Annotated in this window: 19 protein-coding genes; 10 read left to right on the top strand and 9 right to left on the bottom strand. The window is 47.4% G+C overall.

Annotated features, from left to right (window positions below; translation table 11 throughout):
- Nucleotides 1–197 precede the first annotated feature (197 nt).
- Nucleotides 198–1,562, bottom strand: coding sequence for a UDP-N-acetylmuramate--L-alanine ligase (locus tag DXN05_RS12600; protein ID WP_116847634.1), 1,365 nt, complete (start codon nucleotides 1,560–1,562; stop codon nucleotides 198–200).
- Between the two features lie 341 nt (nucleotides 1,563–1,903).
- On the opposite strand from DXN05_RS12600, the gene ytxJ reads away from it, so the two are divergent.
- From ytxJ to cydB, 3 genes are all read left to right on the top strand, one after another.
- Nucleotides 1,904–2,236, top strand: a complete 333-nt coding sequence (ytxJ, locus tag DXN05_RS12595; protein ID WP_116847633.1) for a bacillithiol system redox-active protein YtxJ — start codon at nucleotides 1,904–1,906, stop codon at nucleotides 2,234–2,236.
- A gap of 187 nt (nucleotides 2,237–2,423) precedes the next feature.
- Entirely contained in the window at nucleotides 2,424–3,809 is a 1,386-nt protein-coding gene (locus DXN05_RS12590) for a cytochrome ubiquinol oxidase subunit I (protein WP_116847632.1), read from the top strand.
- 57 nt (nucleotides 3,810–3,866) lie between these two features.
- Complete coding sequence (gene cydB, locus DXN05_RS12585) at nucleotides 3,867–4,901, top strand: cytochrome d ubiquinol oxidase subunit II (RefSeq protein WP_116847631.1); 1,035 nt, start codon at nucleotides 3,867–3,869, stop codon at nucleotides 4,899–4,901.
- Between the two features lie 266 nt (nucleotides 4,902–5,167).
- Here the strand turns inward: cydB and DXN05_RS12580 are convergent, their stop codons facing one another.
- The 4 genes from DXN05_RS12580 to DXN05_RS12565 are packed head-to-tail and all read right to left on the bottom strand — an operon-like array spanning nucleotide 5,168 to nucleotide 8,523.
- Nucleotides 5,168–5,848 carry a class I SAM-dependent methyltransferase gene (locus tag DXN05_RS12580; RefSeq protein ID WP_116847630.1) on the bottom strand — a complete coding sequence of 227 codons (681 nt, stop codon included), beginning with the start codon at nucleotides 5,846–5,848 and terminating at the stop codon, nucleotides 5,168–5,170.
- 54 nt (nucleotides 5,849–5,902) lie between these two features.
- Nucleotides 5,903–6,784: an SMP-30/gluconolactonase/LRE family protein gene (locus tag DXN05_RS12575; protein ID WP_116847629.1), complete on the bottom strand. Its 882-nt coding sequence runs from the start codon at nucleotides 6,782–6,784 to the stop codon at nucleotides 5,903–5,905.
- Nucleotides 6,785–6,842: 58 nt separating this feature from the next.
- A complete protein-coding gene (locus DXN05_RS12570; protein ID WP_158559233.1) occupies nucleotides 6,843–7,715 on the bottom strand; it encodes a helix-turn-helix domain-containing protein in 873 nt (290 codons plus the stop codon).
- Nucleotides 7,716–7,749: 34 nt separating this feature from the next.
- Complete coding sequence (locus DXN05_RS12565) at nucleotides 7,750–8,523, bottom strand: NUDIX hydrolase (protein ID WP_116847627.1); 774 nt, start codon at nucleotides 8,521–8,523, stop codon at nucleotides 7,750–7,752.
- A gap of 70 nt (nucleotides 8,524–8,593) precedes the next feature.
- Here DXN05_RS12565 and DXN05_RS12560 point away from each other — a divergent pair, with 70 nt between their 5' ends.
- Together DXN05_RS12560 and DXN05_RS12555 are read left to right on the top strand one after the other, a co-directional pair.
- Complete coding sequence (locus DXN05_RS12560; RefSeq protein ID WP_116847626.1) at nucleotides 8,594–10,495, top strand: glycoside hydrolase family 3 protein; 1,902 nt, start codon at nucleotides 8,594–8,596, stop codon at nucleotides 10,493–10,495.
- Nucleotides 10,496–10,618: 123 nt separating this feature from the next.
- Complete coding sequence (locus DXN05_RS12555) at nucleotides 10,619–11,335, top strand: 3-ketoacyl-ACP reductase (protein WP_116847625.1); 717 nt, start codon at nucleotides 10,619–10,621, stop codon at nucleotides 11,333–11,335.
- 109 nt (nucleotides 11,336–11,444) lie between these two features.
- Here DXN05_RS12555 and DXN05_RS12550 read toward each other — a convergent pair whose 3' ends face one another.
- The 3 genes from DXN05_RS12550 to DXN05_RS12540 all read right to left on the bottom strand — a co-directional run bounded on the left by DXN05_RS12550 (nucleotide 11,445) and on the right by DXN05_RS12540 (nucleotide 17,499).
- Nucleotides 11,445–12,809, bottom strand: coding sequence for an MATE family efflux transporter (locus tag DXN05_RS12550; RefSeq protein WP_211330038.1), 1,365 nt, complete (start codon nucleotides 12,807–12,809; stop codon nucleotides 11,445–11,447).
- A gap of 129 nt (nucleotides 12,810–12,938) precedes the next feature.
- Nucleotides 12,939–14,375: a RagB/SusD family nutrient uptake outer membrane protein gene (locus DXN05_RS12545; RefSeq protein ID WP_158559232.1), complete on the bottom strand. Its 1,437-nt coding sequence runs from the start codon at nucleotides 14,373–14,375 to the stop codon at nucleotides 12,939–12,941.
- 28 nt (nucleotides 14,376–14,403) lie between these two features.
- Nucleotides 14,404–17,499 carry a SusC/RagA family TonB-linked outer membrane protein gene (locus DXN05_RS12540; protein ID WP_116847623.1) on the bottom strand — a complete coding sequence of 1,032 codons (3,096 nt, stop codon included), beginning with the start codon at nucleotides 17,497–17,499 and terminating at the stop codon, nucleotides 14,404–14,406.
- 291 nt (nucleotides 17,500–17,790) lie between these two features.
- On the opposite strand from DXN05_RS12540, the gene DXN05_RS12535 reads away from it, so the two are divergent.
- Entirely contained in the window at nucleotides 17,791–18,804 is a 1,014-nt protein-coding gene (locus DXN05_RS12535) for a LacI family DNA-binding transcriptional regulator (protein ID WP_116847622.1), read from the top strand.
- Between the two features lie 206 nt (nucleotides 18,805–19,010).
- On the opposite strand, the gene DXN05_RS12530 is transcribed toward DXN05_RS12535, so the two are convergent.
- Entirely contained in the window at nucleotides 19,011–20,585 is a 1,575-nt protein-coding gene (locus tag DXN05_RS12530) for a hypothetical protein (protein WP_116847621.1), read from the bottom strand.
- Between the two features lie 198 nt (nucleotides 20,586–20,783).
- On the opposite strand from DXN05_RS12530, the gene DXN05_RS12525 reads away from it, so the two are divergent.
- The 4 genes from DXN05_RS12525 to leuD all read left to right on the top strand — a co-directional run bounded on the left by DXN05_RS12525 (nucleotide 20,784) and on the right by leuD (nucleotide 24,862).
- Nucleotides 20,784–21,944: a 2-isopropylmalate synthase gene (locus DXN05_RS12525; protein ID WP_116847620.1), complete on the top strand. Its 1,161-nt coding sequence runs from the start codon at nucleotides 20,784–20,786 to the stop codon at nucleotides 21,942–21,944.
- Nucleotides 21,945–22,039: 95 nt separating this feature from the next.
- Nucleotides 22,040–23,437 carry a 3-isopropylmalate dehydratase large subunit gene (gene leuC / locus DXN05_RS12520; protein ID WP_116847619.1) on the top strand — a complete coding sequence of 466 codons (1,398 nt, stop codon included), beginning with the start codon at nucleotides 22,040–22,042 and terminating at the stop codon, nucleotides 23,435–23,437.
- 52 nt (nucleotides 23,438–23,489) lie between these two features.
- Nucleotides 23,490–24,266, top strand: a complete 777-nt coding sequence (locus DXN05_RS12515; RefSeq protein WP_116847618.1) for a class I SAM-dependent methyltransferase — start codon at nucleotides 23,490–23,492, stop codon at nucleotides 24,264–24,266.
- A gap of 8 nt (nucleotides 24,267–24,274) precedes the next feature.
- Nucleotides 24,275–24,862 carry a 3-isopropylmalate dehydratase small subunit gene (leuD, locus tag DXN05_RS12510; RefSeq protein WP_116847617.1) on the top strand — a complete coding sequence of 196 codons (588 nt, stop codon included), beginning with the start codon at nucleotides 24,275–24,277 and terminating at the stop codon, nucleotides 24,860–24,862.
- Nucleotides 24,863–24,865 lie beyond the last annotated feature (3 nt).

The following is a 24,865-nucleotide window of genomic DNA, read 5'->3' as shown; positions in this document are numbered from 1 at the left end:
TACTCAGAAATTTTTAGTGGCGCAAAATACGGCTTACAACGTTCCCTCCGCTGTAAAAACCCCGAAAGCCGGAAATATTAATGGGATTTTATGTTTTAGCGTTGAAGGTTTAACGTTTGATGTTTGAAGTTTAGAAAAATACCATCGCCCGGGGACCGTCGGAGGATCGTCCGGGAATCGTTCGGTCATTTCAGGTTTTAGGCGTTACCCACGGCCTTTGCTGCAAAGGCTGTCATATCCAGGCCATCGTAATTGCCGCTGCTCATAAGCACTACGTTGCTGTTGGCGTATGGTTGTTGCTGCAGCCAGTTCCAGAGTTCATTTTTATCGTTCATTACCAGCAAACCGGGCTTGTTGAAACCGGCCTGTACCTTTTCTTTCGGCAAATCGGGCATGCGCTTCAATTCGAGCGCATGTTTGGCATAAAATACCACGGCGGCATCGGCTTTGTCCATCGCGCCGTTGTATTCTTCCATAAATTTTTCGTTCAGGCTGCTGAAAGTGTGCAGTTCGAGTATGGCGTACAGTTTACGGTTGGGGTATTGTTGTTTTACGGCTTCAATGGTGGCTTTTACCTTGCTGGGTGCATGGGCAAAATCGCGGTACACATTGGTGGTGGGGCTGGTGCTCATCAGTTCCAGGCGTTTGGCGGCGCCGGTAAAGCTGGCAATGGCCGGGATAAACTGTGCTGCCGTAATGCCCAGTGCCTCGCAGGCATGGAAGGCAGCATGCAGGTTCAGCAGGTTGTGGTTGCCAAATACCTTCAGCGTGGCACTTACACCGTTGAGTGTAACGGTAGTGGCGCCGTTGCTGATGCTGTGCGGGGGTACGCCATAGGGAATGTAGCGGATATCATCGCGCAAACCTGCCTGTACCAGCTGCTGCAGGGTGGCATCGGTTTCATTATAGATCAATACGCCGCCTTTTTCTATTTTATTGATGAAAATGCGGAACTGTTCGAGGTAATTGTCGAATGTGGGGAACACATTAATGTGATCCCAGGCAATACCTGTAAGGATGGCCACATGCGGGAACAGGAAATGGAATTTGGGGCGTTTTTCCAGTGCGCTGGCAGGGTATTCGTCGCCTTCGCATACAATCACCGGGGCATCGGTAATGTTTACACTCTGGTCGAACCCTTCGAGCCTGGCGCCAACGAGATAATCGAAGCGCTGGTGCAGCGAATGCAGCACGTGCATGATCATACTGGTAGTGGTGGTTTTACCGTGGCTTCCGCCCACCACTACCCTGGTTTTATGGATACTTTCCTGGTAAATATATTCCGGGAAGGAGTAGATTTTTAAGCCGAGCTGCTGGGCTTTGATGAGCTCGGGATTATCGCCTTTGGCGTGCATACCCAGGATAACGGCGTCGAGACCGGGCTGAATCATATCAGGATTCCACCCGATCGCTGCAGGCAGCAGACCTTCTTTTTCGAGGTTGGATTTGGCCGGCTCAAATATTTCGTCGTCTGTTCCTGTAACCTGATAACCCTTTCTTTTCAAGGCGATAGCGAGCTGGTGCATAACGCTGCCGCCCACGGAGATAAAGTGTACTTTCATTTTTTGTACAATATTAATGGCACCCCAAACGTATGATAATCAGGGATAATTAAATAGTAAATGTCTGTTCCGGGCATTCAGGCAGGTGCATTCACCTGTGAGATTACCGGAAAGGTGTATATTTGAGCACCTTAAAAAACTGCAAAGTAAATTGTTTATTTCAATTGACTGAACATGAAAAAAACGCTTATTGCAATCGCATTCGTTAGTCTTTTGGCCGCAGCATTCAGCTCATGCGCCAGCAACCGCCAGCTTGGATGCCCCAGCCACAACCCTCGTTATTTCAGGAACTAACGTCAGGCGTTAGTGTCCCAAACTAAAAGGAAAAGTTTTTGAAGCGTATGAATTGGATTAGTTTAACATCTGCAGAACAGCTAACCGGAATTACAGAAAAATCTTTTGAGCGGCCGCAGCTGATCTTTAAACACAGCACACGTTGTAACATCAGCAGCATGGCCAAAAACAGGCTGGAAAGATATGCTGAACCACCAACCGGTACAGATTATTACTACCTTGATTTAATAGCCCACCGCGATATTTCGCACAAAGTGGCCGAAGACTTCAGGGTTCATCATGAATCACCGCAGGTGCTGGTTATTAAAAACGGCAAATGCGTATATGATGAAAGTCACTCCGCAATTTCGATGGACGAGATTGCAGAACAGTTATCGTAAGCAGGTTCAAAGGTTCATCAGCAGTGCACTGTAGCGAAGCGGGTAATACATGGTAATTTTTTATCTGAAAAGAATAAAAGTTTCACCTGTTCCGGCTTAACTTCGCGCCATGAATTTTACTACACGATATTGTTCATAAAGAAAGGCAGCAGCAGTGCTGCCTTTTTTATTTAACCCCAGTCGTCCCATGGATGTAGAAATCTTAGCCAGGATACAGTTCGCTTTTACCATCGCTTTTCACTACATATACCCACCCCTGAGCATTGGTTTGGGTGTAAACATGGTTATTATGGAAGGTTTGTACCTGAAAACAGGCAAGCCCATTTACGAGCAGATGGCCCGTTTTTTCACCCGCATTTTCGCATTAATATTTGGTATCGGTGTGGCCACCGGTATTGTGATGGAATTTGAATTTGGCACCAACTGGGCCACGTATTCAAAGTACGTGGGCGATGTGTTTGGCAGCGCATTGGCTGCCGAAGGTATTTTCGCTTTTGCCCTGGAAAGCGGCTTTCTCGGGGTATTGCTGTTCGGGTGGAACAGGGTAAGCCCCAAAGTGCATTTTTTCTCTACCGTTATGGTTACACTGGGTTCTATGTTCTCTGCCATTTGGATTGTGGTGGCCAACAGCTGGCAGCAAACGCCTGCCGGTTACCATGTAGTGGGCACAGGGTTAAACGCACGCGCAGAGATCACCGATTTCTGGGAAATGGTGTTCAACCCCTCTTCTGTTGAACGCATGCTGCATGTGTGGCTGGGCGCGTTTTTATCAGGCGCTTTCCTTGTCATCAGCATCTCGGCCTACTACCTGTTAAAGAAACGGCATGTGGAGTTTGCAAAGAAGTCGTTTACCATCGGGCTGGTTGTTGCGCTGATTGCCTCCTATGCACAACTCTTCAGCGGGCACGAAGCGGCGACGGTGGTATCTGAATACCAGCCCGCCAAACTCGCTGCCATGGAAGGGCATTTTGACAGCAGTGCCAAAGCTGATATGTACCTGTTCGGGTATATCGATAAAAAGAATGAACAAACACATGGCCTTGCCATACCGGGCGGCCTTAGCTTTTTAACGCATTTTGATTTTAAGGCGCCGGTAACGGGATTGAAATCGTTTAAACCGGAAGACCGTCCGCAGGCGCTGAACATCGTTTTTCAATCGTACCACATCATGATCACCTGCGGTATGCTGATGATTGCCCTTACTACTGTAGGGGTAATACTGCTGCGCAGGAAAAAGCTTTTTGAAAAACGCTGGCTGATGATGGTGTTTGCATGGAGTGTGTTTTTACCCCAAATTGCCAACCAGGTGGGCTGGTACACGGCCGAAACAGGTCGCCAGCCCTGGGTGGTATATGGCTTACTGCGCACCAGCGATGCCTTGTCGCAGGCGGTAAAAGCCAACCAGGTATTGTTTTCCCTGCTGCTGTTTATGTTTGTATACCTGTTCCTGTTTACGCTGTTCGTGTTTTTACTGAACAGGAAAATACAGCACGGGCCAGGCTTTCATCACGACAACGATGAATCGGAAGGGCACAGTCCGCACCTCGAGGAAATGGCCGAAAACTTCGGGTAATATGCCTGTATTGTTCATTAGCACATTGGCACATCTTCAAATTTTCAAATTGTATTCATGTATACATTCCTGGGCATCGATTACGCAAGCTGGTGGTTCCTGGTGATTGGCGCAACCTTTACCGGTTACGCCATATTAGACGGTTTTGATTTGGGTGCAGGCGCCATTCATTTATTTTTAAACAAGGAAGAAAGCAGGCGGCTGGCACTTAACGCCATTGGCCCTGTATGGGATGGCAATGAAGTATGGCTGGTAATTGGCGGCGGCGCTTTGTTTGCCGGTTTCCCGAAAGTATATGCTGCTGCTTTCTCTGCATTTTACATTCCTTTCATGCTGTTTTTAACGGCACTTATTTTCCGCGCCATTTCCATCGAATTCCGCAGCAAGGAACCGTGGACCTGGTGGCGCAACTGGTGGGATGTGAGTTACTGCGTATCGAGCATTGTTGTTACGCTTACGCTGGGCCTTACGCTGGGTAATATTCTCAAAGGACTGCCCATTGATGAACAGGGCAATTACCAGGGCACCACGCTTGATTTTCTCAATCCTTTTTCACTGATGGTTAGTATTACCACCCTATCGCTGTTTATGATGCACGGCGCCATTTACCTGGTAATGAAAACCGAGAACAGGCTATACGCCAAACTCACCATCATTGTAAAAAACACTACTATCTTTTTTGTGCTGTGCATACTGCTGCTAAGCTTTTATACGCTGTTGTACATACCACACCTCTCCCACCGCATTAAACTAAACCCCTGGTTGTTTTTTGTGCCTGTGGCCATGGTGCTGGTAATGGCGAATATTACACGCAGCATATCCAAACGCAAGTATCGCTTTGCCTTTATTTCATCGGCTATTATCATCAGCCTGCTGCTGATTATTGTGGCGGTTGAATTGTATCCTAATCTTATGTTATCCAGTCTTGACCCGCGATACAATTTAACGGTGCAGAATGCCGCTTCCTCACCCAAAAGCCTGGGCATTATGCTAACTGTAGCGGCTATCGGTGTACCGCTGGTAGCGATTTATACCACCTTTGTATTCTGGACGTTCAAGGGCAAGGTGAAGCTGGATGAGATGAGCTATTAGCGTGAATCGTCAGTCGTCAGTCGTCAGTCGTGAGTGAACTTAGCGAGTACCAAATTCGAGAATCGACAGTCGACAGTCGAGATGAACTTAGCGAATTCGTTGATTGGAGCGAAGATTAGTTGCCGGTGGGGACACCGGCAACGGCATAAAAAACGCAGCGCCTGCAAAGCGGGCGGCTGCCATTTCTTGTGCGGTGAGAACACCGGTAATGGCATTCGCTCCAATCCATTCCCTATTGACTATTCACTATTCACTCAAAAGCGCACTTACTTCCCCTTGCATCCCGCAAACACCACGAAATTCCCGTTCTTGTAAATGCAATCAACTTCGGTAAAGCCGGCCTGCTCCAGTGTTTGCAGTTGCCATTCGAGCGGGGCAAACTTGTCGAGCTTTATGCGTTCGAAGGCTTTGTCAATTGCTGCTTTATCCAGACCGGAGTTAATCACGGTTTCGCGCCACCGGGTTTTGTAATGCGCATCAAACAAAGGCGAACGGCCCTGTACCTGGTCTGCATTAATAAAGATGCCACCTGGTTTAAGTATCTGGTAAATGTTGTTGTACAGGGTTATCTTGGCTGCATCTTCCAGGTGATGAATGGCCAGGGCAGAGATCACTACATCATAACTGCCACTTAGTGATTCACCTGAAAAATCGGCTTCTGTAAAACTGAAATTATCCAGGCCATGAAAGCGCTTTTTTGCCACCTGTAACATATCCACCGATACATCCAGTAAGGTGTATTGCCATGCCGGGTGTTGCTGGTAAAGAATGGCTGAGAACAAACCCGTGCCTGCACCAATATCCAGTACGGAAGTATCTGCACCACGGTGTTGCAGCAGGGGCAACGCTGCGTGATAAAAATCATTAAAACAGGGAATCAGGAAACGGCGCTGCTGATCGTACTGCTGCGCTACTTCGTTAAACTGTTTGCTTATCTCTGCAGACATACCTGAATTTTAAAAGTAAGTAAGGATACCTCCCGCTAAGTTAGACATTAACAGCTAAGGCAGTTTAAATGCTGCAAGTTGACTGGCGGCCATTACCGGTACCCATGCCGTTTGCGAAACAGGAATGTACAGCAGATCAGCCGCGCCCTGCATGCCATTGGCAATAGTAGTAACGGTGCCGTTGTTGAGGCTAAGTATATTCAGCGTACTGTTTACCGGCTTTTCAAGACTTACCCAATCTGTAAACAACAAACGGTTGCCGGGCAATAAGGCCACTCCATCGAGATAACCTTTGTAGCTGCCAATGGTAGTGTAGGCGTATGGCCTGGTGTTCATGTCCATTACACCTATTTCGCCGGGTGTATTACCAGCGCCCAATGATACTATGTAGAGCTTTTTATGCGCTGCATCGTAGGTTAACCCATTGGCACCATTAATTACCGTGCTGTTTATTTGAATAAAAGACGGTTTACTGCCCAATTGCACTTCAAATACTTTACCTGCGGCTGTTTCAGACACAAAGAGTGTGTGATTATCCTTCGCGGTAATATCATTCAGAAAATGGACATCCGCACCGGCAAAGCCCAGCTGAAATACCAGTTTGCCGTCACTAAGTTTAAACCCTTTCAGTGTATCAATATCGGTTACATACAATACGCCTTGTACAATAGCCATGCCTTTGGGTGCATGCAAACCGGCGGCTACCAGCCGTTTCACCGGTTTCCCCTGCATATCCAGCTGCGCAATAAACCCATCCCCATCTTTTGCCAGTGGGGCAAACTGTGCGCCTATATTGGCTACATATAAAAAATGCCCGTCTGTAGTAATGCTTTCAGGATATTGAAAGTCGTTTAGTGTAGTAAAAGGCTGCAATTGTGCACTTGCCTGCAGTAACAAGCTGCTGCAAAACAGCAGCAGGATGAGTTGTTTTTTCATGCTGTATAATTTTCACCAAAACTATACAGCGTGGCTGCCATACAATGCCGTTAAAAGTTCAATGTATAACGGTTTCTGTCCGCAGGCTGTTGGGCGTATCGTTGTATTTTTTGCGGAATATCTTGATGAAGTGTGATACGCTCTCAAAGCCTATTTCATACGCAATTTCTGCAATGGTTTTATCGCTGTGCTGCAACAGGAAATAGGCATGCTGCAGTTTTTTTTGCTGCAGCCACTGGTTGGGTGTAGTATCGAAACACAGCGCAAAATCGCGTTTAAATGTACTCAGGCTGCGGCCTGAGAGCATGGCCCACTCATCGAGTGTAAGGTTCTTTTGCCAGTGCTGTTCCATCAGTTGTTCCAGTGCCACTTTGCGTTCGGCATGCAGGGAGCACAGCAGTTTTTTGAAAGCACCGCTGGTATCTTCCTGCAAAATATGCAGCAGCAGTTCTTTAAACTTCAGTGGCAGCAAGTGTTCCAGCAATTGCCTGTTTTCTGAGAAATAATGTATTACCCCATGGGCTACATCCTGCAGTTTTACTGAGGCAGGAAATATGGTAAAATCAGGCGTTTGTTCTATACCCGGTGCAGGCAGCAAAGATTTGTATTCTTCTGCAAAGCTTTTGATGATTGCATCATTGAGAAAAAACACCAGGCTTTTGTACCCTTCGTTGCCGGTAAATATTTCAGACATACCGTAGCAACCGCGCCGTATCAGTACAGCTTCGCCTGGTTTAATGATCCATTCGCCCGAGGGTGTGTGCATGCGCTTTTCCCCTTCCAGTACAAAGGCAAGTGTGTGTTCTGCAAACAGTACATCTACCTGTTTGCTCTCCTGCAATGCCTTATACTCAACCAGGGTAATATCTTTCAGCTGCAAGGTCTGGTAGCTGGTAACTCCTTTAAAACAAGATGGTACACGAATGAACATAGGATGCAATTTGAAAATGTGAAACTCCCAATTCCTACCAACCTCCATCTAATCCTGCGGCCAGGGCTTTGCGGTAACGTTGGGTGTCGAAGCTGTAGAGGAATGGAGCCTTGTGAGCCACGCCTTTCTTTTGTTCTGCCAGCTTTTTGAGTATGCCGTAGGCCAGCATGCGGCGCTGGAAATTACGGCGGTCGAGCGGTTTGCCGAGAATGGTTTCGTATAAACGCTGCAATTCGGGCATGGTGAACTTGCGCGGCAATAAATTAAAGCCGATGGGCTGATAGTTTAACTGCAGCCGCACCGTTTCCAGGGCTTTTTGCAGGATATCCGAGTGATCCATAAACAGGTCTTCTGCTTCACGCAGACTAACCCATTCGCAGGCATCGGAGAACAAATCGGGGTGTGGCTGAGCTTTGGCAAAATCAACCAGCGCATAGTAACCCACTGTAACAAAACGTTGCGCCAGCCAGCTGTTTTTATCGAGATGAATACCTTCCTTTTTAAAATATTCAACAGTGGCTTTGCTGGATGAGCGGGCAGGATTGCCAAACACATGAAACTGCTGCAGGAAGAGGTTCTTTAAACCGGTGCGCTCTTCCAGTACACGGTGTGCAGCATCATCTACTGTTTCTTCCTTGTAAATAAAGCCGCCGGGCAAAGCCCAGTGCGCAGAATGGTGCATCTTCAGCAACAGCACTTTTAACTCCCCGTCGTGGAAGCCGAGTATCACACAATCTACCGAGAGCTGCGGCAAAAAGTACTTGCCGCCGTGTAACGCTATTTTTTTAGGATCGGTCAATACGGACATGCATTAAAGCTAAAATAATTCGGAATAACTAAAAAAGAAAATGTATATTGTGTCATTAAGACACAATGAAATGAAACCGCTTGTCAAATCCCTCCCCCTCGCCAAAGGGCTGCTGCTATTGCTTGCCGGCGCAACAATAGCCTGGATCTCAGCTCCTTCAAAACCCCGTAAAATAACAGACGGCACGTACCGTGATCTCAACAAAAACGGGAAAATGGATGTGTACGAAAACAGCCAGGCTTCTGTGAACGACCGGGTGAATGATTTATTATCCCAAATGACACTTGATGAAAAGGCAGGTATGCTTTTTATCAATGGTGTACGCATTAACGAAGACGGCTCTTTAACACCACAACCCGGCAAGGGGCTGTTTGCTTTTGCCCCCACCGCGCCTGACCTGATCAACGGCAAAAAAATGACGCACCTCAATATCTGGGCAGCCCCCTCTACCAGGGAACTGGCTACCTGGTATAACAATGTGCAGCATCTTGCCGAACAAACAAGACTGGGCATACCGGTTACCCTGGCTTCTGATCCGCGCCATTATTTCAGCAGCAATATTTTTGCGATGTCGGCAAATGATTTCTCGCAATGGCCCGAACAGCTTGGCCTGGCAGCCATTGGCGACAGCACACTGGTAAAACAGTTCGGCGATATTGCCCGCCAGGAATACCTTGCCGTAGGCATCCGCGAAGCATTGCACCCCATGGCTGATCTTGCAACAGAGCCACGCTGGCCGCGTATCAGCGGTACGTTTGGTGAAGACGCCTATTTGTCTGCCAAACTCATTAAGGCGTACATTGAAGGTTTCCAGGGAACGGATCTCTCAACAGGTGTGGCCTGTATGACAAAACATTTCAGCGGGGGTGGTCCGCAGAAAGAAGGGCTTGATCCGCACTTCCCTATCCAGAAGGGCCAGGTGTATCCCGGCAAAAACTTCAACTATCACCTCATTCCGTTTGAAGCTGCGTTTGCTGCACATACCGCGGCCATTATGCCGTACTATGGTATTCCAACAGACCAGACAAGCGAAAATGTTGCGTTCTCTTATAACAAAGACATCATTACCGGTTTGCTGCGCAACAAGTATCATTACGATGGTGTGGTGTGTACAGACTGGGGCCTGGTAACAGATACAAAGATAGGCAATGTGGTATGGCCTGCACGTGCATGGGGCGTTGAAAAATTAACACCCGAACAGCGTGTGGAAAAAATACTCAATGCAGGTGTTGACCAGTTTGGCGGCGAAAGTTGCCCTGAACTGGTGATACAACTGGTGAAAGAAGGCAGGATTAGTGAGCAGCGCATTGATGCATCTGTAAAACGTTTGCTGCGCCAGAAATTTGAACTGGGTTTGTTTGACAACCCATTTGTTGACGTGGACAAAGCAGTGCAAACTGTTGGTCAGCCTGCATTTAAAGCAGCTGGTGAGGCCGCGCAGCGCAGGGCATTCACGCTGCTGAAAAACAGCAAACACACCTTGCCCCTGCAAACAGGCAAGCTGAAAATTTACGTAGGCAATATCGATAAACAGCTGGCTTCGCAATATGCTACCGTAGTAGATAAACCGGAAGATGCAGACCTCGCCATCATCCGGCTTAACACACCCTGGTACCCGGTAAATTCCCCTATCCCAATGGCACAATCTTTTCACCACGGTGATCTTGACTTTAAAGGCAGCGTGAAAGACAGTATTCTGCAGCTGATGAGCAAAGTGCCCACCATTGTTGACATTTACCTTGACAGACCAGCCGTGATACCGGAGATTAACACGCTGGCCCGCGCACTGCTGGCCGATTTTGGCGCCAGTGATGCAGCCCTGCTCGATATTGTTTTCGGCAAGGCAAAACCAGGCGGCAAACTGCCTATTGAATTGCCATCATCTATGGAGGCGGTGCGCAACCAGAAAGAAGATGTACCCTATGATTCAAAAGATCCTTTATACAAGTTTGGTTCGGGTTTGAGTTACTAAGTAATGATTGATGGAACAGAAAGAGCGCTCGCGCTCTTTTTGTTTTTTGAAGCATTACCAACCGGTGGCGGTGACCGGGTTACTTGCCTGATAGTACTACCTTTGCATACAAAACAGTAAACTATGGAATCGTTACAAGGTAAAAAAGCCCTCATCACCGGTGGCGGCAAGGGATTGGGTAAGGCAGCAGCACTGGCACTGGCCAAAGAAGGCGTTGACATAGCCCTGATGGGCCGCAGCGCACAACCGCTGGAGGAAGTATGCAAAGAACTCACTGCACTTGGTGTAAAAGCAACCTGGGCAGTGGCAGATGTAGCAGATATGCATGCGGTAAATACCGCCGTAGAAAAAATACTGGCCGATCATGGCCATATAGACATCCTGCTCAACAATGCAGGCGCAGCAGCATTCGGCGGTTTTCTTGAACTGGAACCGGCTGTGTGGGAAAACATGATTAAAGTAAACCTGCTGGGTACTTACTATGTTACCCGTGCTATATTGCCTGGTATGATTGAACGCAAAACAGGAGATATTCTCAATGTTGCCTCTACAGCCGGCCAGCGCGGCGCGCCTGCCACCAGCGCTTACAGTGCTTCCAAATTTGGTTTGTTAGGGCTTACAGAATCACTGATGCTTGAAGTACGCAAACACAATATCCGTGTAAGCGCACTGGCGCCCAGCACCATTGCAACCGATATGGCGGTTGATTTGAAATTAACCGACGGCAATCCCGATAAGGTGTTACAACCTGAAGACTTTGCGGAGCTGATTGTAGCGCAGTTGAAATTAAACCGCAGGGCATTGCTGAAAATAAGCAGCCTGTGGTCAACCAACCCATAATATTCAGCCGTACAGCGGCTGCCTGCTGTGGCAGCCGTTGTGCGACTTTTAGCTGTTGAACCGGCGCAGATGATGATCGATGTGTTTGGTGATCAGTTCCTGTAAACAATTATATCAACAGCGGTTTGCCTGACTTCGCTCCCTGTTTTTTAGCAATCCGCAGGAACCTCATCAGCAAAAATACGGAGGCAAACGTTAACCCTGCAATCAGTCCTATCCACATACCCGATACACCTAACCCTGCTTTAAAAGCAAGGGTGTAACCCGTGGGCAAGCCAATTACCCAGTAAGCAAGCGTGACCAGTATGGTAGGTACTTTCACATCTTTAATGCCACGCAGCAAGCCGGCACCAATGGCCTGTGTGCTGTCTGATATCTGGAACACGGCTGCATACAATAGCAACATGGAAGACAGCTGCATCACCGAAACGTTGTTGTTAAACAAAGCCGGCAACCGCTGCCTGAAAAGCGAAAACATGGCTGCGCAGAAAATACCGTACAGCAAAGCCGTTACAAGCGTGCTTTTACCAATGGTAGTAATATGCGGCCAGTTGCTGCGGCCGTAAGCATTGCTGGTACGTATAGAACCTGCCTGTGATAAACCCATTGACACCATAAACGTAAACGATGCACAGCTCAGCGCGATCTGGTGCGAGGCCTGCGCTATGGCACCCAGTGTACCTACCAGTATGCCGGATACAGCAAAAGCCGCCACTTCAACACCCAGCTGCATGCTGCTGGGTATGCCAATGTGCAGCAGTTCACGAATGGTGTGCATGCGCAAACGCCACTGCACTTTACGGATAGAGATATAGGGGTGAAACGTGCGGTGCTTCAGTATTACCAGTGCCAGTACGATAAAAATAAGTGAGCGCGTAATTAAGGTGGCCCATCCTGCACCTGCAAGCTCCAGGCGCGGAAAGCCCCAGTTGCCGTAAATAAGCAGCCAGTTGAGAAAGATGTTTACAGGCATGGCTGATAACGACAGCAGCATGGCGGTTTTGGTGAATTCCAGTCCGTCTGCAAATTGCTTCAGTGTCATAAACAGCAGCATGGGAATAATGGATAAACTCACGAGAAACATAAACGGTGTGGCGAGTGTGGCTACATCAGGGTCCTGGCCAAGGTGGTACAGGATACCCCGGCTGAAAGCCATACCCAGCGCAATGATGATAGCGAATACCGCACACAGCACAAAACCGTTAAAGAAGTAATGCGATACCTGCGCATTGTTTTTGCGGCCATTGGCCATAGATACCATCTGCGATACAGACATCGTCATGCCAATGCCTACTACAAAAGGAATATTGAGTGTATTCAGCACAAGGGAAGCGGCTGCCAGGTGTTTGTAGCTGATGGAACCCACCATGGCCGTATCGATAATATGCAGCAGCATTTGCGCCAGTTCCCCGATAATAATGGGAATAGCCAGTTTAATGGTTTTAAAAGCCTCTGAGCGCATGTCCGTTTGCATAAACACTGTTGTAAGGGAGCAAATGTAAAACATTGTGTCCACAGCTGCGGGCCGCAAGGCATGCGGGGGTACCATCCATAAAAAAACGCTGCTCCGGGGAGCAGCGTTCGTGTAAAAATGATGTTGTTACTACCAGCCGGTATTCTGTTTGAGGTTCACGTTCAGGTCTATATCAGACTGCGGAATAGGCATCAGCAGGTGATTGTCGTCAATGGTATAACCCTGTGCAGCTTTAACGGCTTTGTATTTTTTCAGGCGGATCAGGTCCCAGCGGCGCTGACCTTCTACACCCAGTTCCCATGCACGTTCGTTTACTATTGCATTTACAAAATCATCTGAGGAGGCAGTATTGTCGAAGCTGAGCGACTGGCTGCCGAGCCCGGCGCGTGCGCGCACTTTATTGATACCATCAAATTTAGCGGCATCGCCCGGGTTAATGTTGTTCAGTGCTTCAGACTGCATCAGCAATACATCAGCATAACGCAGTACAATCCAGTTGGTACGTCCGCTGGCACCGGCTTTAACACCGGGGTCGCGCCATTTGGAGATATAGCGGTTGCCACCGTCTACAGTGTTTACCGTAATCCTGCGGCGAATGGTATCGTTGGCTGCAAAAGAATTGTAATAGCTGTTCAGTGCGATAAAAGAACCGTAACCGCCGTACACAGCAGTAACAGGATCGAACATGCGGTTGGTAAGATTGACTGCATTGGGCGACAAACCAAACTGCACGTTGAACAAAATTTCAGGGCCATTCTTTTTGGTAAGGTCAAATATATCGCCATAGTTTTTTACCAGCGTAAGACTGCCCGGGTTAGCAGTTGCATAGGCGATTACTTTGTTACATTCCGTAACAGCATCCTGGTTATCGGTAGCCTGTGCAAATGTGGTGCTGGCTCTTTGCAGGTAAGCACGCGCCAGCATGCCTGAGGCAGCTTCTGAAGACACCATGCCCTGGTTATTTGTGGCATTTACTTTATCAACGTGATAGCAATACTGCTCTGCCATTTTTAAATCACTGATGAGCTGTGCGTATACCTGGTCAGATGCAGCACGTTTGGGATACAGGTCCTGGTCGCCGGCTTTCAATACCAGTGGCACATCACCAAAGGTGCGCACCAGGTCAAAATAAGCCATGCCACGCAGGAAATAGGCGTTGCCTACTATGTTGTTGCGCTGTACCGAATCCATTGCAATACCGGGCACATATGTAATTACATCGTTGGCATTTTTAATCATCTTATAGCTGTTGTTCCACCAGTTGGCTATTTCACCATTGGTAGCAGAATAAGTGCCTGAATAAATATCGCCGCGATCACCCGAATTAGGACTTGGGTAAAAACAATCACCGGATACTTCAGAGATAATGTACACGGTACGCTGGTAATACTTCTGATCCTGCAGTACAGAGAATACGCCATTGATGGCAGAAGTGGCATCTGCAGCGGAATTGTAAAAGTTATCTGGTGTTAAAAAGCTGTGTGCTTTTTCATCCAGCTGCTTTTTGCAGGAAGCAAGTCCCAGCAGGCAGCAGAAACCGGGTATAAGAAAATTAAACTTTTTCATTGCATTCATATTTACGCAAGTCAATTAATTAAAAACCAAATTTCACACCCACCAGGTAGCTCCTGTAATTGGGATAAGCGTTATAATCAGTTCCCAGTGACAGTGCATTGCTGATACCAAAAGAGTTTACTTCAGGGTCGTAACCGCTGTACTTGGTAATGGTGATCAGGTTTTGACCTGTTACATATACCGTTGCTGATTTAAACACGCCATTGGTTATTTTGGGCAGCGGCAAATCGTATGAGAGGGTTACTGTTTTTACACGCAGGTAACTGCCGCTTTCAATTACATCGCTGGTTACACCGGTACTTCTGCGCAATACACTGCTGATACGGGCGTTGGTGTTGCTGGTACCTTCGCCATGCCAGCTGTCTGTACCAACATAAGCGAGCTTGTTGAAATTGGGTGAACCGTTTTCAATTTCGTAACGGTTTTCATTCCATATTTTGTTGCCGTAAACACCCTGCAAAAAGATGTTGAGGTTAAAGCGGCCCAGTGTGAAGTTGTTGGTAATGCCATAAGTAAACTTGGGTAAGGCATGTCCGAGTATCATCCTGTCTGAACCGTTGAGAATGCTGTCGCCGTTCAAGTCGCGGTAAATAGGATCACCCGGTTTAACTGCCTGTTTGGTGCCGCTTTTTGCAATCTGCTCCTGGCTTTGCCAGATGCCGTCAAACACATAACCGTAAAAGGAACCAATAGGCTGGCCTACCAGCAGTATGCCTGATTTAAAGGTTGCTGAAGGGAACAGGCTGCCGCTTACATCACCGGCATAAATCTGTTTGTTGCTGCCCAGGTCAACCACTTTGTTTTTATTGGTAGAAAAGTTCAGTGAAGTATTCCAGCTGAAGGTTTTGCCAACAATATTGCGCGTGTTGATGCCCAGTTCAAAGCCCTGGTTAGATACACTGCCCGCATTTTTCAGGATGCTGGTATAACCGGATGTTTGCGGTATGCTCAGGTTCAGCAGCAGGTTGGATGTTTTTTTGTAGTAGTAATCCATTGATATATTCACGCGGCTGCTCCACAGCGACAGGTCAAGACCTGCATCGTAAGTAGCAGTAGATTCCCATTTCAGATCAGGATTGGGAATATTGCTCGGTGAAATACCCACCACCCTTGAAGGGCCGCTACCCAATGAATAACTGTTGGTGCTGTAGTGCGACAAGGCGTTGTAAGAACCAATTTCCTGGTTACCCGTAACACCATAGCTCAGGCGCAGCTTCATGTCGCTGATGGCTTTGATGTGCCGGATAAAATCTTCCTCCCCCATACGCCATGCAAACGCGCCTGAAGGGAAATAGCCCCATTTGTTGTTTTCACCAAAACGGGATGAACCATCTGCACGGATTGTTCCGGTAAACAGGAACCTGTCGAACAGCCTGTAGTTTACCCTGGTGAAATAGGAGGTTAACACGTTATCGTTATAGAAAGAAGTAGAAGAAGTAGGTGTGCCCACGCTCAGGTTATCACCGCCGTTTGCATTGGTAGAAAGGGTGTTTACGTTTGCTGTAAAACCTTTATCGTACCAGTGCTGGAAAGTATACCCACCCACTACATTCAATGCGTTGTTTTTATTGAATTCCTTATCCCAGGTAAGATAGGTTTCACTGAGCCAGCTATAATGCTGTTCTGATGTTTGTGAAGCAGAACCCAGTCCGGATGACACATACAGATCGGTTGGCACAAATGTTTTTTCGCCATAGTTGCGGTAATTCACACCGAAGCTGCTTTTCAGTTTCAGGCCTTTGACAATTTCATACTCACCATAGGTATTTACCAGTGTTCTGAAATTGTATACACCATCCTGCGCTTCATTGGCATACGCAACCGGGTTGCCGATGGGTGAAGCCAGCGGGCCGGGGTTGTTCATAAATGTGTATTTGCCGGTGCTGTCGTAAACAGGCAGTACAGGATTAAACCTTACGGCATCCCACAACACGCTGGGTGTGGTACCACCGCCGCTGGTATTCACTGTTGGCGCATTCTGGTAACCATAAGATGACTGTGAGGTAAAGCCTACTTTTATTTTCTTGCTTACTGTTTGATCGAGGTTAAACTGAACGGTTCCTCTTTTGTAATCAGAACCAATCACAATACCCTGCTGGTCGAAATAACCGAGGCTCAGGTAATAGCGGGTATCAGCATTACCGCCCCTGAATCCTACAGAGATGTTCGAGATCGGCGCAGTGCGGAAAATAGCATCCTGCCAGTCTGTACCTGCACCCATTTTGCTGATCTGGTCTGCCGTGTAAGGCAATGCCAGGTTGGTATTGTTGTAACGGTTGTTTTCTGCCTGCAGGCTGTCCATAAAAGTGGCATACTGCGTGGCATTCATCATGTCGTAGCGTTTGCCCACTTTCTGGATACCGGTGTATGCATCAATGCTTACGCCTTTGCTGCCGGCGCGTCCTTTTTTGGTGGTGATCATGATAACACCGTTGGCGCCGCGGCTTCCGTAAATGGCGGTGGAAGAGGCATCTTTCAACACGTCCATCGATTCAATATCGTTGGGATTGATGGCAGAGATATCGCCACCGGGGTAGCCATCTATCACATACAATGGCTCACTGCTTGAATTGATGGAGTTGGTACCCCTGATGCGGATAGAGAACACGGTTCCGCCAGGCTGCGCCTGGTTTTGCATTACCTGCACACCACTCGCCTGCCCCTGCAGTAACTGTGCAGTACCAATTACCGGTGTTTTTTCCTGGCCGGCAACACTAATGGATGAAACAGACCCGGTAAGATCTTTTTTGCGGCTTGTTCCGTAACCAACCACTACCACTTCGTTCAATCCTTTCGTGGTTTCTTTCATGGTAACCTGCAACTCGCCCTGGAACGGCAGCGTTACCGGAACTTCCTGGTCTTCGTAACCTACAGCACTTATCACCAGTGTTGCGCTGGTTTTCGCAGCAGGCACGGTAATGGTAAAGACGCCGCCTTCACCACTGATGGTGTTAACCGGTGATCCCTTTACATGAATAGATGCGCCTGCAAGTGCGCCGGTTTCTGTTGTGTTGATTTTCCCGGAGATGCGTCCGGACTGCGCTATAAGCAGTTGGGTTGTGGCTAACATGCACAGCAACAGGTACGTTGCACGCATGAGTTTTCGCATGAACATGGCAAGCTTTAATTTAGTGTTGTGATAAGCGGCCGTTGGTACAAATAGTCAATTTAACAATCAAACCGCACAGCCAAGTTGAAGAAAAATAACTTGCAAGTTTCTTTTTAAAAGATCTTTTTTTACGGAAACGTTTCCGGTTTATTTCCGCAAAAAAACTACTTTAGGGGCCGGTTGCACCGCCATAGCATCATTCAACAACTGCCCCAGGCCGGGTATTTACCGGGCTGCCAGGCCTTGTCATCTGATCTATCATGCAGGCAATCCTGGCTGTAAATACAACACTGTATTATGACAAACGTAAATCTCAAACATCTCGCGAAAGAGCTGAACCTGGCGGTTTCTACGGTTTCCCGTGCCTTAAGGGACAGTTATGATATTGGTGAAGAAACCAAGCGTAAGGTAATGGCGCTTGCCAAAAAACTCAACTACGAGCCTAATCCTTATGCCAGCAGTTTACGCAAACAGAAGAGCCGCACCATTGCGGTAATTATTCCGGAAATTGCGAACAATTTTTTCTCGCTCGCCATTAACGGTATCGAAGAAATTGCACAGGAAAAGGGTTACCATGTGCTTATTTATATCACGCATGAAGATTATAACAAGGAACTCAGCATTATGCGTTACCTGCAAAACGGGCGTGTTGATGGTGTGCTGATGTCTGTCTCAAGCAATACCGATGATATAGAACACATCATCAACCTCAAACAGCGCAATGTGCCTATTGTGTTCTTTGACCGCATCTGCGAAAATGTAGAAACGGCAAAGATTACCACCGATGATTACGAGAGCGGTTTTAAAGCCACAGAACACCTGATACAGCAGGGTTGTACCAATATTGCCTACCTGTGTATTTCCAAACATTTATCTATCGGTAACAAACGCATGCATGGTTACCTGGATGCGATTAAGAAATACAAACTGCGCTCACCACAAACCAATATTGTTTTCGGCAGTAACAACCATGAAGAGAATTACAACAAGGTAAAAAAGTTGCTGAGCGCAAAGAACAGGCCTGACGGCATTTTCGCTTCTGTTGAAAAGCTCGCACTTACTGCCTACCATGCAGCACATGAGCTGGACATTCATATTCCGAAACAACTGAAAATAATCAGTTTCGCCAACCTCGAAACAGCGCCGCTGCTCAAACCATCCCTCACTACCATTACCCAGCCGGCTTTTGAAATAGGCAAACGCGCAGCCATGACGTTATTCCGTTCGCTGGATAAAAAGAATGCGCCTATTATCAATGAAACCATTATCCTGAATGCAACGTTGATACCAAGAGAATCAACCAGGAAATAAAGGCAGGTGAGTGGAATACATCGAGAATTGAGAATCGACACATCGAGACTATCTGAGCGAATCCGATTCGAAGCGAAGGCTTTTATCTAAGCGAAGACACTTTTCTTTGATGCCCTTCGCTTCAATCACTCACCGCTGACTACTCACCCCTCACCGTTTTTTATTCACTATTGACTATTCACTATTCACCGGCTTTCTTCACCCTGTTACGCCTTCCTCGTTTTCGCTTCCTGCGCCTTGCCCTTCCTGCCTTCGAGAAAACGGTTGTGCCGCACCTGCTGCACCGGTATGCCCTGTATCTTGCTTTCCAGCCAGGCAATAATGTCGAGGTACATGAATGAACGCGTTTCCAGCGGGTTGCCTTCGTATTTTTCCAGCTTTTCTTTCAGCGCCCTGAAAGACGGGATAATGCGGCTTGGCGCCAGGGTGAACGATTTGCGCAAGAAGCGGAAGATCTCTTCTTCCACCACGCTCAGGTTTTTCATTTTCGCCATAAACCGGTATACCGATTTTATCAGGTACTCCAGCAGGCTCCAGTTACCCAGCTCGTAATGTGCAATCAAATGCAGCAGGCGCGCATAACATTGTATATCGGTGCGCAGGTCAACTTTCCAGTTAATGATTTTATTGAGGTAGTCAATGGTGCTTTCATTATCGCCGCTGCCAAAATACAGGCAGGCTATTTTATAATAAAATACCAGTATGCGGTGCCTGTCTAAATGCAGCTTGTATTCTTCAATGTGTTCTTCAATATGCGGTATCAGCTGCAAACCTTCGGTAAATGTTCCTTCCAGGAAGTGCAGGTTTATTTTAGCGGTGTACAGGTACTGGAATATCTGTATACGTGCATTGATGTTCGCGTTGGCCACTTCAGTTGTGGTAAAGTTTTCAAAGTTCTGCAGCACTTTGCGGAAGGCATCGTAGTTGTTGGTAGCCAGGTGTGCGCTCAGCAGGTTATGTAACCCCTTCACATATTGACTGGTTTCGGTGGCAATCATGGCCGGCTCATGGTCAAACAGGTCAACCCATTTCTGGCAGTACCGGTAAAACATCAGCAGATCCTGTAATATAAATCCGTACCAGCAGTAGCTTTGGTACAGGTACAGTTTCTCGTAAAAATGCATCTGCGATACCTGGTGTACGGGCAGGTTTACCTCGAAAAACATTTTTACGGCCGTTACATCTTTCTCGTCGCGGGCATGTCCCATTTTTATGTACCAGCTGTACAATTGCAGCGCCAGGTTCGACAGGCGGTTGAGCAGCGTGAGGTGCCGGTTGGCGTCATCAATTTCGTGGGAGAGCCTTTCTGCCCGGTTTTCCATGCTGCGGGTAATGTGCATGGCTTCGATCTTCTTCTCAAAAATCAGGGCCTGCATCTGGAAAGTAACCTGGTTATTCGATTTGGCAATCTGTTTGATCTTTTCCAGCAGTTTCAGGCTCTGCAGGTACAATCCTTTATTATAAAGAATGCGGGCATAGCTCATCTGCTCGTTCAGCTGCATGTCTATGCTATCGTCTTTGGTAAGACGTAAACTGGTAAGAATCTGGCGGAACAAATGGGCTTTTAAATTAGACAACTGCTGCTTCTGCAGCACGGTGTGTTTGCTGAGCAAACTGGCCTCATCGTACTCGTGCATTTTGTCCAGCGCATCGAATAACGTCATCATTTTCAAGTCCTCGCTACCGGCAATACGCTTCATGTACACCTTGAAATTGCGCTTTTCGGCCTTTTCAAGTGACTTTATCAGCTGAAATAACTCATCTGTAGAACGGTTAGACATCGTAATTCTGTTTTTACAACCTGCTACTTTTCAGCAAGTTACACCTAATCCTGGTCACTTATGCATCGTAAATATGACCTTATTTTAGTTTGTGTTTGCTAAAATTGAGGGATATTTTCGATTTGCAGACTGTTTAAGCATATTTTGGCAGGCAATCAAATCACTTATTCAGTCTGCAATTTTATTTAAACCTTTATTATGGCAGCACAAAAAGTTTTCATTTTCGACACAACGCTCCGCGACGGTGAGCAGGTCCCAGGCTGTAAATTAAATACAAAAGAAAAAATAGAACTGGCGTTGGCACTTGAACAACTGGGTGTTGACATTATCGAGGCCGGTTTTCCTATTTCCAGTCCCGGCGATTTTGCTTCGGTTCAGGAAATATCTAAAATAATCAAGAACGCTACTATCTGCGGTCTTACCCGTGCCGTACAGAAAGACATTGAGGTAGCTGCCGAAGCCCTTAAACCTGCTGTACGCCCGCGCATTCACACCGGTATCGGCTCGTCTGACATTCACATCAAACACAAATTCAATACTACCCGCGAAGATATTCTCGAACGCGCAGCCAAAGCCACCCGCTTTGCCAGGAATTTTGTAGATGATGTAGAATTCTTTGCAGAAGATGCAGGCCGTGCAGACAATGCGTTTCTGGCCCGCCTGGTAGAAACCGTTATCGCAGCAGGCGCTACCGTGGTAAACATCCCTGATACCACAGGCTACTGTTTGCCGCATCAATACGGCGAAAAAATCGCTTACCTCTATAATAATGTACCCAATATCGACAAAGCAGTGATCTCCTGTCATTGCCACAACGACCTGGGTTTGGCCACCGCCAATTCTGTTGCAGGTGCTATGAATGGCGCCCGCCAGATTGAGTGTACTATTAACGGTATCGGCGAAAGAGCCGGTAACACCTCGCTGGAAGAAGTGGTAATGGTGCTGAAACAGCACAGCAGCCTGAACCTGTACACCGATGTGCGTACAGAACTGCTGAACCCGCTGAGCATACTGGTATCAGAAACCATGCGCGTGCCTGTACAGCCCAACAAGGCCATTGTGGGCAGCAACGCCTTCTCTCACTCATCAGGTATTCACCAGGATGGATTCCTGAAAGAATCGACCACCTACGAAATCATGACCCCTGAAGAAGTAGGCGCAGCCGGTTCTAAAATTGTATTAACCGCCCGCAGCGGCCGCTCTGCACTGGCACACCGCCTACGCCAGATTGGTTATGAATTTGACCGCGATGCCGTTGACGTGCTGTACCAGCAGTTTTTGCTGGTGGCAGATGGTAAAAAAGAAGTGGAAGAAACAGACCTGCACAAACTGGCCGAACAGTATGTGCCTGTTGGATAGATCAAACGAAGTACAAAGAAATCTCATTACACCCGGCAGCGGTTTTCTACTGCTGCCGGATGATACCCCAAGGAATAAAACCGGAAACAATCAACATGGCTAAAACATTATTTGAAAAGATCTGGGACAAACACGTTGTAAAGGAAATACCCGACGGCCCTTCTGTGCTGTATATCGACAGGCATTTTATTCACGAAGTAACCAGCCCGCAGGCGTTTAAAGGACTGGAAAAACGTGGCCTGCAGGTGTTTCGCCCCAAACAGGTAGTAGCCACTGCCGACCACAATGTACCTACGCTTAACCAGCACCTGCCCATTAAGGAAGAGCTGTCGCGCATACAGGTACAAACACTCACAGAGAACTGTAAAAAATTCGGCATCGATTTATACGGCCTTGGTCACCCCTACCAGGGCATTGTGCATGTAATAGGGCCCGAACTGGGCGTTACACAACCCGGTATGACTATGGTTTGCGGCGACAGCCATACCAGCACACACGGTGCTTTCGGCGCTATCGCCTTCGGTATCGGTACCAGCGAAGTAGAAATGGTACTGGCCACACAATGTTTAATGCAGAGCAAACCAAAGCTCATGCGCATTAATGTGGACGGTGAACTGAAAACCGGTGTTGTATCAAAAGACATTATCCTCTACATCATTGCACAGATCTCGGCCAGCGGTGCTACCGGCTATTTCGTGGAATATGCAGGTTCTGCTATCCGCAGCCTGTCTATGGAAGCACGCATGACCATCTGTAACATGAGCATCGAAATGGGTGCACGCGGCGGTATGATTGCCCCCGACGATATCACTTTCGATTACATGAAAGGCAGAACCTTTGCACCACAGGGTGAAGCATGGGACAAAGCAGTGGCTTACTGGCGCACACTGTACAGCGATGCTGACGCGAAATTTGACAAGGAAATAAACATTGCTGCAGCAGCTATTGAACCCATGATCACTTATGGCACCAACCCCGGTATGGGCATTGGTGTAACAGGTCATATCCCTGCACTCAGCGAAATAGAAGAAAAAGAAAAACCTTCCTACGAAAAATCGCTGCATTACATGGGTCTTGAACCCGGCGCCAATATCAAAGGCAAAAAGATTGACTATGTGTTTATCGGCAGCTGTACCAACAGCCGCATTGAAGATTTGCGCATGGTCGCTTCCTTTGTAAAAGGCAAAAAGAAAGCAGCAGGTGTGGAAGTATGGATTGTGCCCGGCAGCAAGCAGGTTGAGCAACAGGCCATACAGGAAGGAATTGACAAAGTGTTTGCAGAAGCAGGTTTTATGCTGCGCCAGCCAGGTTGCAGCGCCTGTTTGGGTATGAACGAAGACAAAATTCCTGCAGGTAAATATTGCATCTCTACCTCGAACAGGAACTTTGAAGGCCGCCAGGGCCCCAACGCGCGTACCTTCCTTGCAAGCCCTTTAACCGCAGCAGCTGCTGCTGTTACGGGTGAAGTAACCGATATCAGGGAACTGATTTAATATAACCAAACGACGCAGGTGCTGCGGCAACGCAGCACCTGTTTTAGCAGATATGCCAGCAATAAAGTGGAATACCAGTTTATACAACGACAAGCATTCCTTTGTATCCAAATATGGAGAAGACTTGCTGAGCTGGCTGCAACCGCAACAGGGAGAATCCATACTTGACCTGGGATGTGGCAGTGGACAGCTGGCCAATGAAATAAGCCAGTTTGGTGCCCTGGTTACCGGGATGGACAGTTCGCCTGAAATGATTGAAGCGGCCAAAGCCAGTTATCCCGGCATCCGCTTTGATCATAAAAACGCAACTGATTTTTCGTACGATCAGCCCTTTGATGCCATCTTTTCCAATGCAGTACTGCACTGGATTGGGAAAAAAGACGCAGAAAAAGTGATACGCTGCATGTACGAGAACCTGAAGCCCGGTGGCAGGCTGGTAGTGGAGTTTGGTGGTAAAGGAAACGTACACAACATTACCACCGCGTTACACCAGGTAATGCAGCAGGAAGGACTGGAAGATAAAATGCCGCCCGATTTCTGGTATTTTCCTTCCATAGGTGAATACACTACCCTGCTGGAGAAAAACGGGTTTAACGTAACATCAGCCCTGCTGTTCGACAGGCCTACGCCATTGAGTGGTGAAGAAGGTATGGAAAACTGGCTCAATATGTTCGGTGATGTTTTTTGCAGCAGCCTTACCCTGGAACAAAGAAAACTGATTCTCAACAACACGGTGGAACGCCTGAGACCAACCAATTACCAGCCCAACACCTGGTATGGTACCTGGTACGCCGATTATAAAAGATTACGAATACAAGCGATAAAATAATTAATCAGATGAGCGCAATTAATACAGTTGTATCAAGCATTGTTCCTTTGCCGATCGAAAACATCGATACAGACCAGATTATTCCTGCACGCTTTTTAAAAGCAACCAGCAGGGATGGCTTCGGCAAAAACCTGTTCCGCGACTGGCGTTATGAAAACGACAGCGAAGCACAGCCGAAAGACTTTGTATTGAACAACCCTACCTACACTGGTAAAATACTGGTTGCCGGTAAAAACTTCGGTTGCGGCAGCAGCCGTGAACACGCAGCATGGGCCATTAAAGATTATGGCTTTGATGTAGTAGTGAGCAGCTTTTTTGCCGACATCTTCCGCAACAACGCACTCAACAACTTTTTGCTGCCCGTAATTGTAAGCGAAGGCTTTTTACAGAAAATATTTGCTGCCACTGAAAAAGACGCAGCAACACAGGTAGAGGTTAACCTCGAAAAACAATACATCAAAATAACAACCACCGGCGAACAGGAAAGCTTTGACATCAATGCTTACAAGAAAACCTGTTTGCTCAATGGTTATGATGATATTGATTACCTGTTGAGCATCCGTAATGATATAGAAGCGTACGAAGCAGCAAAATAAGCA

Origin of the sequence: Deminuibacter soli (assembly GCF_003412455.1) — a bacterium.
GTDB classification, from domain to species: domain Bacteria; phylum Bacteroidota; class Bacteroidia; order Chitinophagales; family Chitinophagaceae; genus Deminuibacter; species Deminuibacter soli.
Note: the sequence above shows the minus strand (reverse complement) of the source record. Positions and strands in the feature narration are given on the sequence as shown.

Bases quoted from the DNA above. Each gene is read 5' to 3' on its own strand.
- DXN05_RS12600 (WP_116847634.1), bottom strand. From the start codon at position 1,562: ATGAAAGTACACTTTATCTCCGTGGGCGGCAGCGTTATGCACCAGCTC.
- ytxJ (WP_116847633.1), top strand. From the start codon at position 1,904: ATGAATTGGATTAGTTTAACATCTGCAGAACAGCTAACCGGAATTACA.
- DXN05_RS12590 (WP_116847632.1), top strand. From the start codon at position 2,424: ATGGATGTAGAAATCTTAGCCAGGATACAGTTCGCTTTTACCATCGCT.
- cydB (WP_116847631.1), top strand. From the start codon at position 3,867: ATGTATACATTCCTGGGCATCGATTACGCAAGCTGGTGGTTCCTGGTG.
- DXN05_RS12580 (WP_116847630.1), bottom strand. From the start codon at position 5,848: ATGTCTGCAGAGATAAGCAAACAGTTTAACGAAGTAGCGCAGCAGTAC.
- DXN05_RS12575 (WP_116847629.1), bottom strand. From the start codon at position 6,784: ATGAAAAAACAACTCATCCTGCTGCTGTTTTGCAGCAGCTTGTTACTG.
- DXN05_RS12570 (WP_158559233.1), bottom strand. From the start codon at position 7,715: ATGTTCATTCGTGTACCATCTTGTTTTAAAGGAGTTACCAGCTACCAG.
- DXN05_RS12565 (WP_116847627.1), bottom strand. From the start codon at position 8,523: ATGTCCGTATTGACCGATCCTAAAAAAATAGCGTTACACGGCGGCAAG.
- DXN05_RS12560 (WP_116847626.1), top strand. From the start codon at position 8,594: ATGAAACCGCTTGTCAAATCCCTCCCCCTCGCCAAAGGGCTGCTGCTA.
- DXN05_RS12555 (WP_116847625.1), top strand. From the start codon at position 10,619: ATGGAATCGTTACAAGGTAAAAAAGCCCTCATCACCGGTGGCGGCAAG.
- DXN05_RS12550 (WP_211330038.1), bottom strand. From the start codon at position 12,809: ATGCAAACGGACATGCGCTCAGAGGCTTTTAAAACCATTAAACTGGCT.
- DXN05_RS12545 (WP_158559232.1), bottom strand. From the start codon at position 14,375: ATGAAAAAGTTTAATTTTCTTATACCCGGTTTCTGCTGCCTGCTGGGA.
- DXN05_RS12540 (WP_116847623.1), bottom strand. From the start codon at position 17,499: ATGTTCATGCGAAAACTCATGCGTGCAACGTACCTGTTGCTGTGCATG.
- DXN05_RS12535 (WP_116847622.1), top strand. From the start codon at position 17,791: ATGACAAACGTAAATCTCAAACATCTCGCGAAAGAGCTGAACCTGGCG.
- DXN05_RS12530 (WP_116847621.1), bottom strand. From the start codon at position 20,585: ATGTCTAACCGTTCTACAGATGAGTTATTTCAGCTGATAAAGTCACTT.
- DXN05_RS12525 (WP_116847620.1), top strand. From the start codon at position 20,784: ATGGCAGCACAAAAAGTTTTCATTTTCGACACAACGCTCCGCGACGGT.
- leuC (WP_116847619.1), top strand. From the start codon at position 22,040: ATGGCTAAAACATTATTTGAAAAGATCTGGGACAAACACGTTGTAAAG.
- DXN05_RS12515 (WP_116847618.1), top strand. From the start codon at position 23,490: ATGCCAGCAATAAAGTGGAATACCAGTTTATACAACGACAAGCATTCC.
- leuD (WP_116847617.1), top strand. From the start codon at position 24,275: ATGAGCGCAATTAATACAGTTGTATCAAGCATTGTTCCTTTGCCGATC.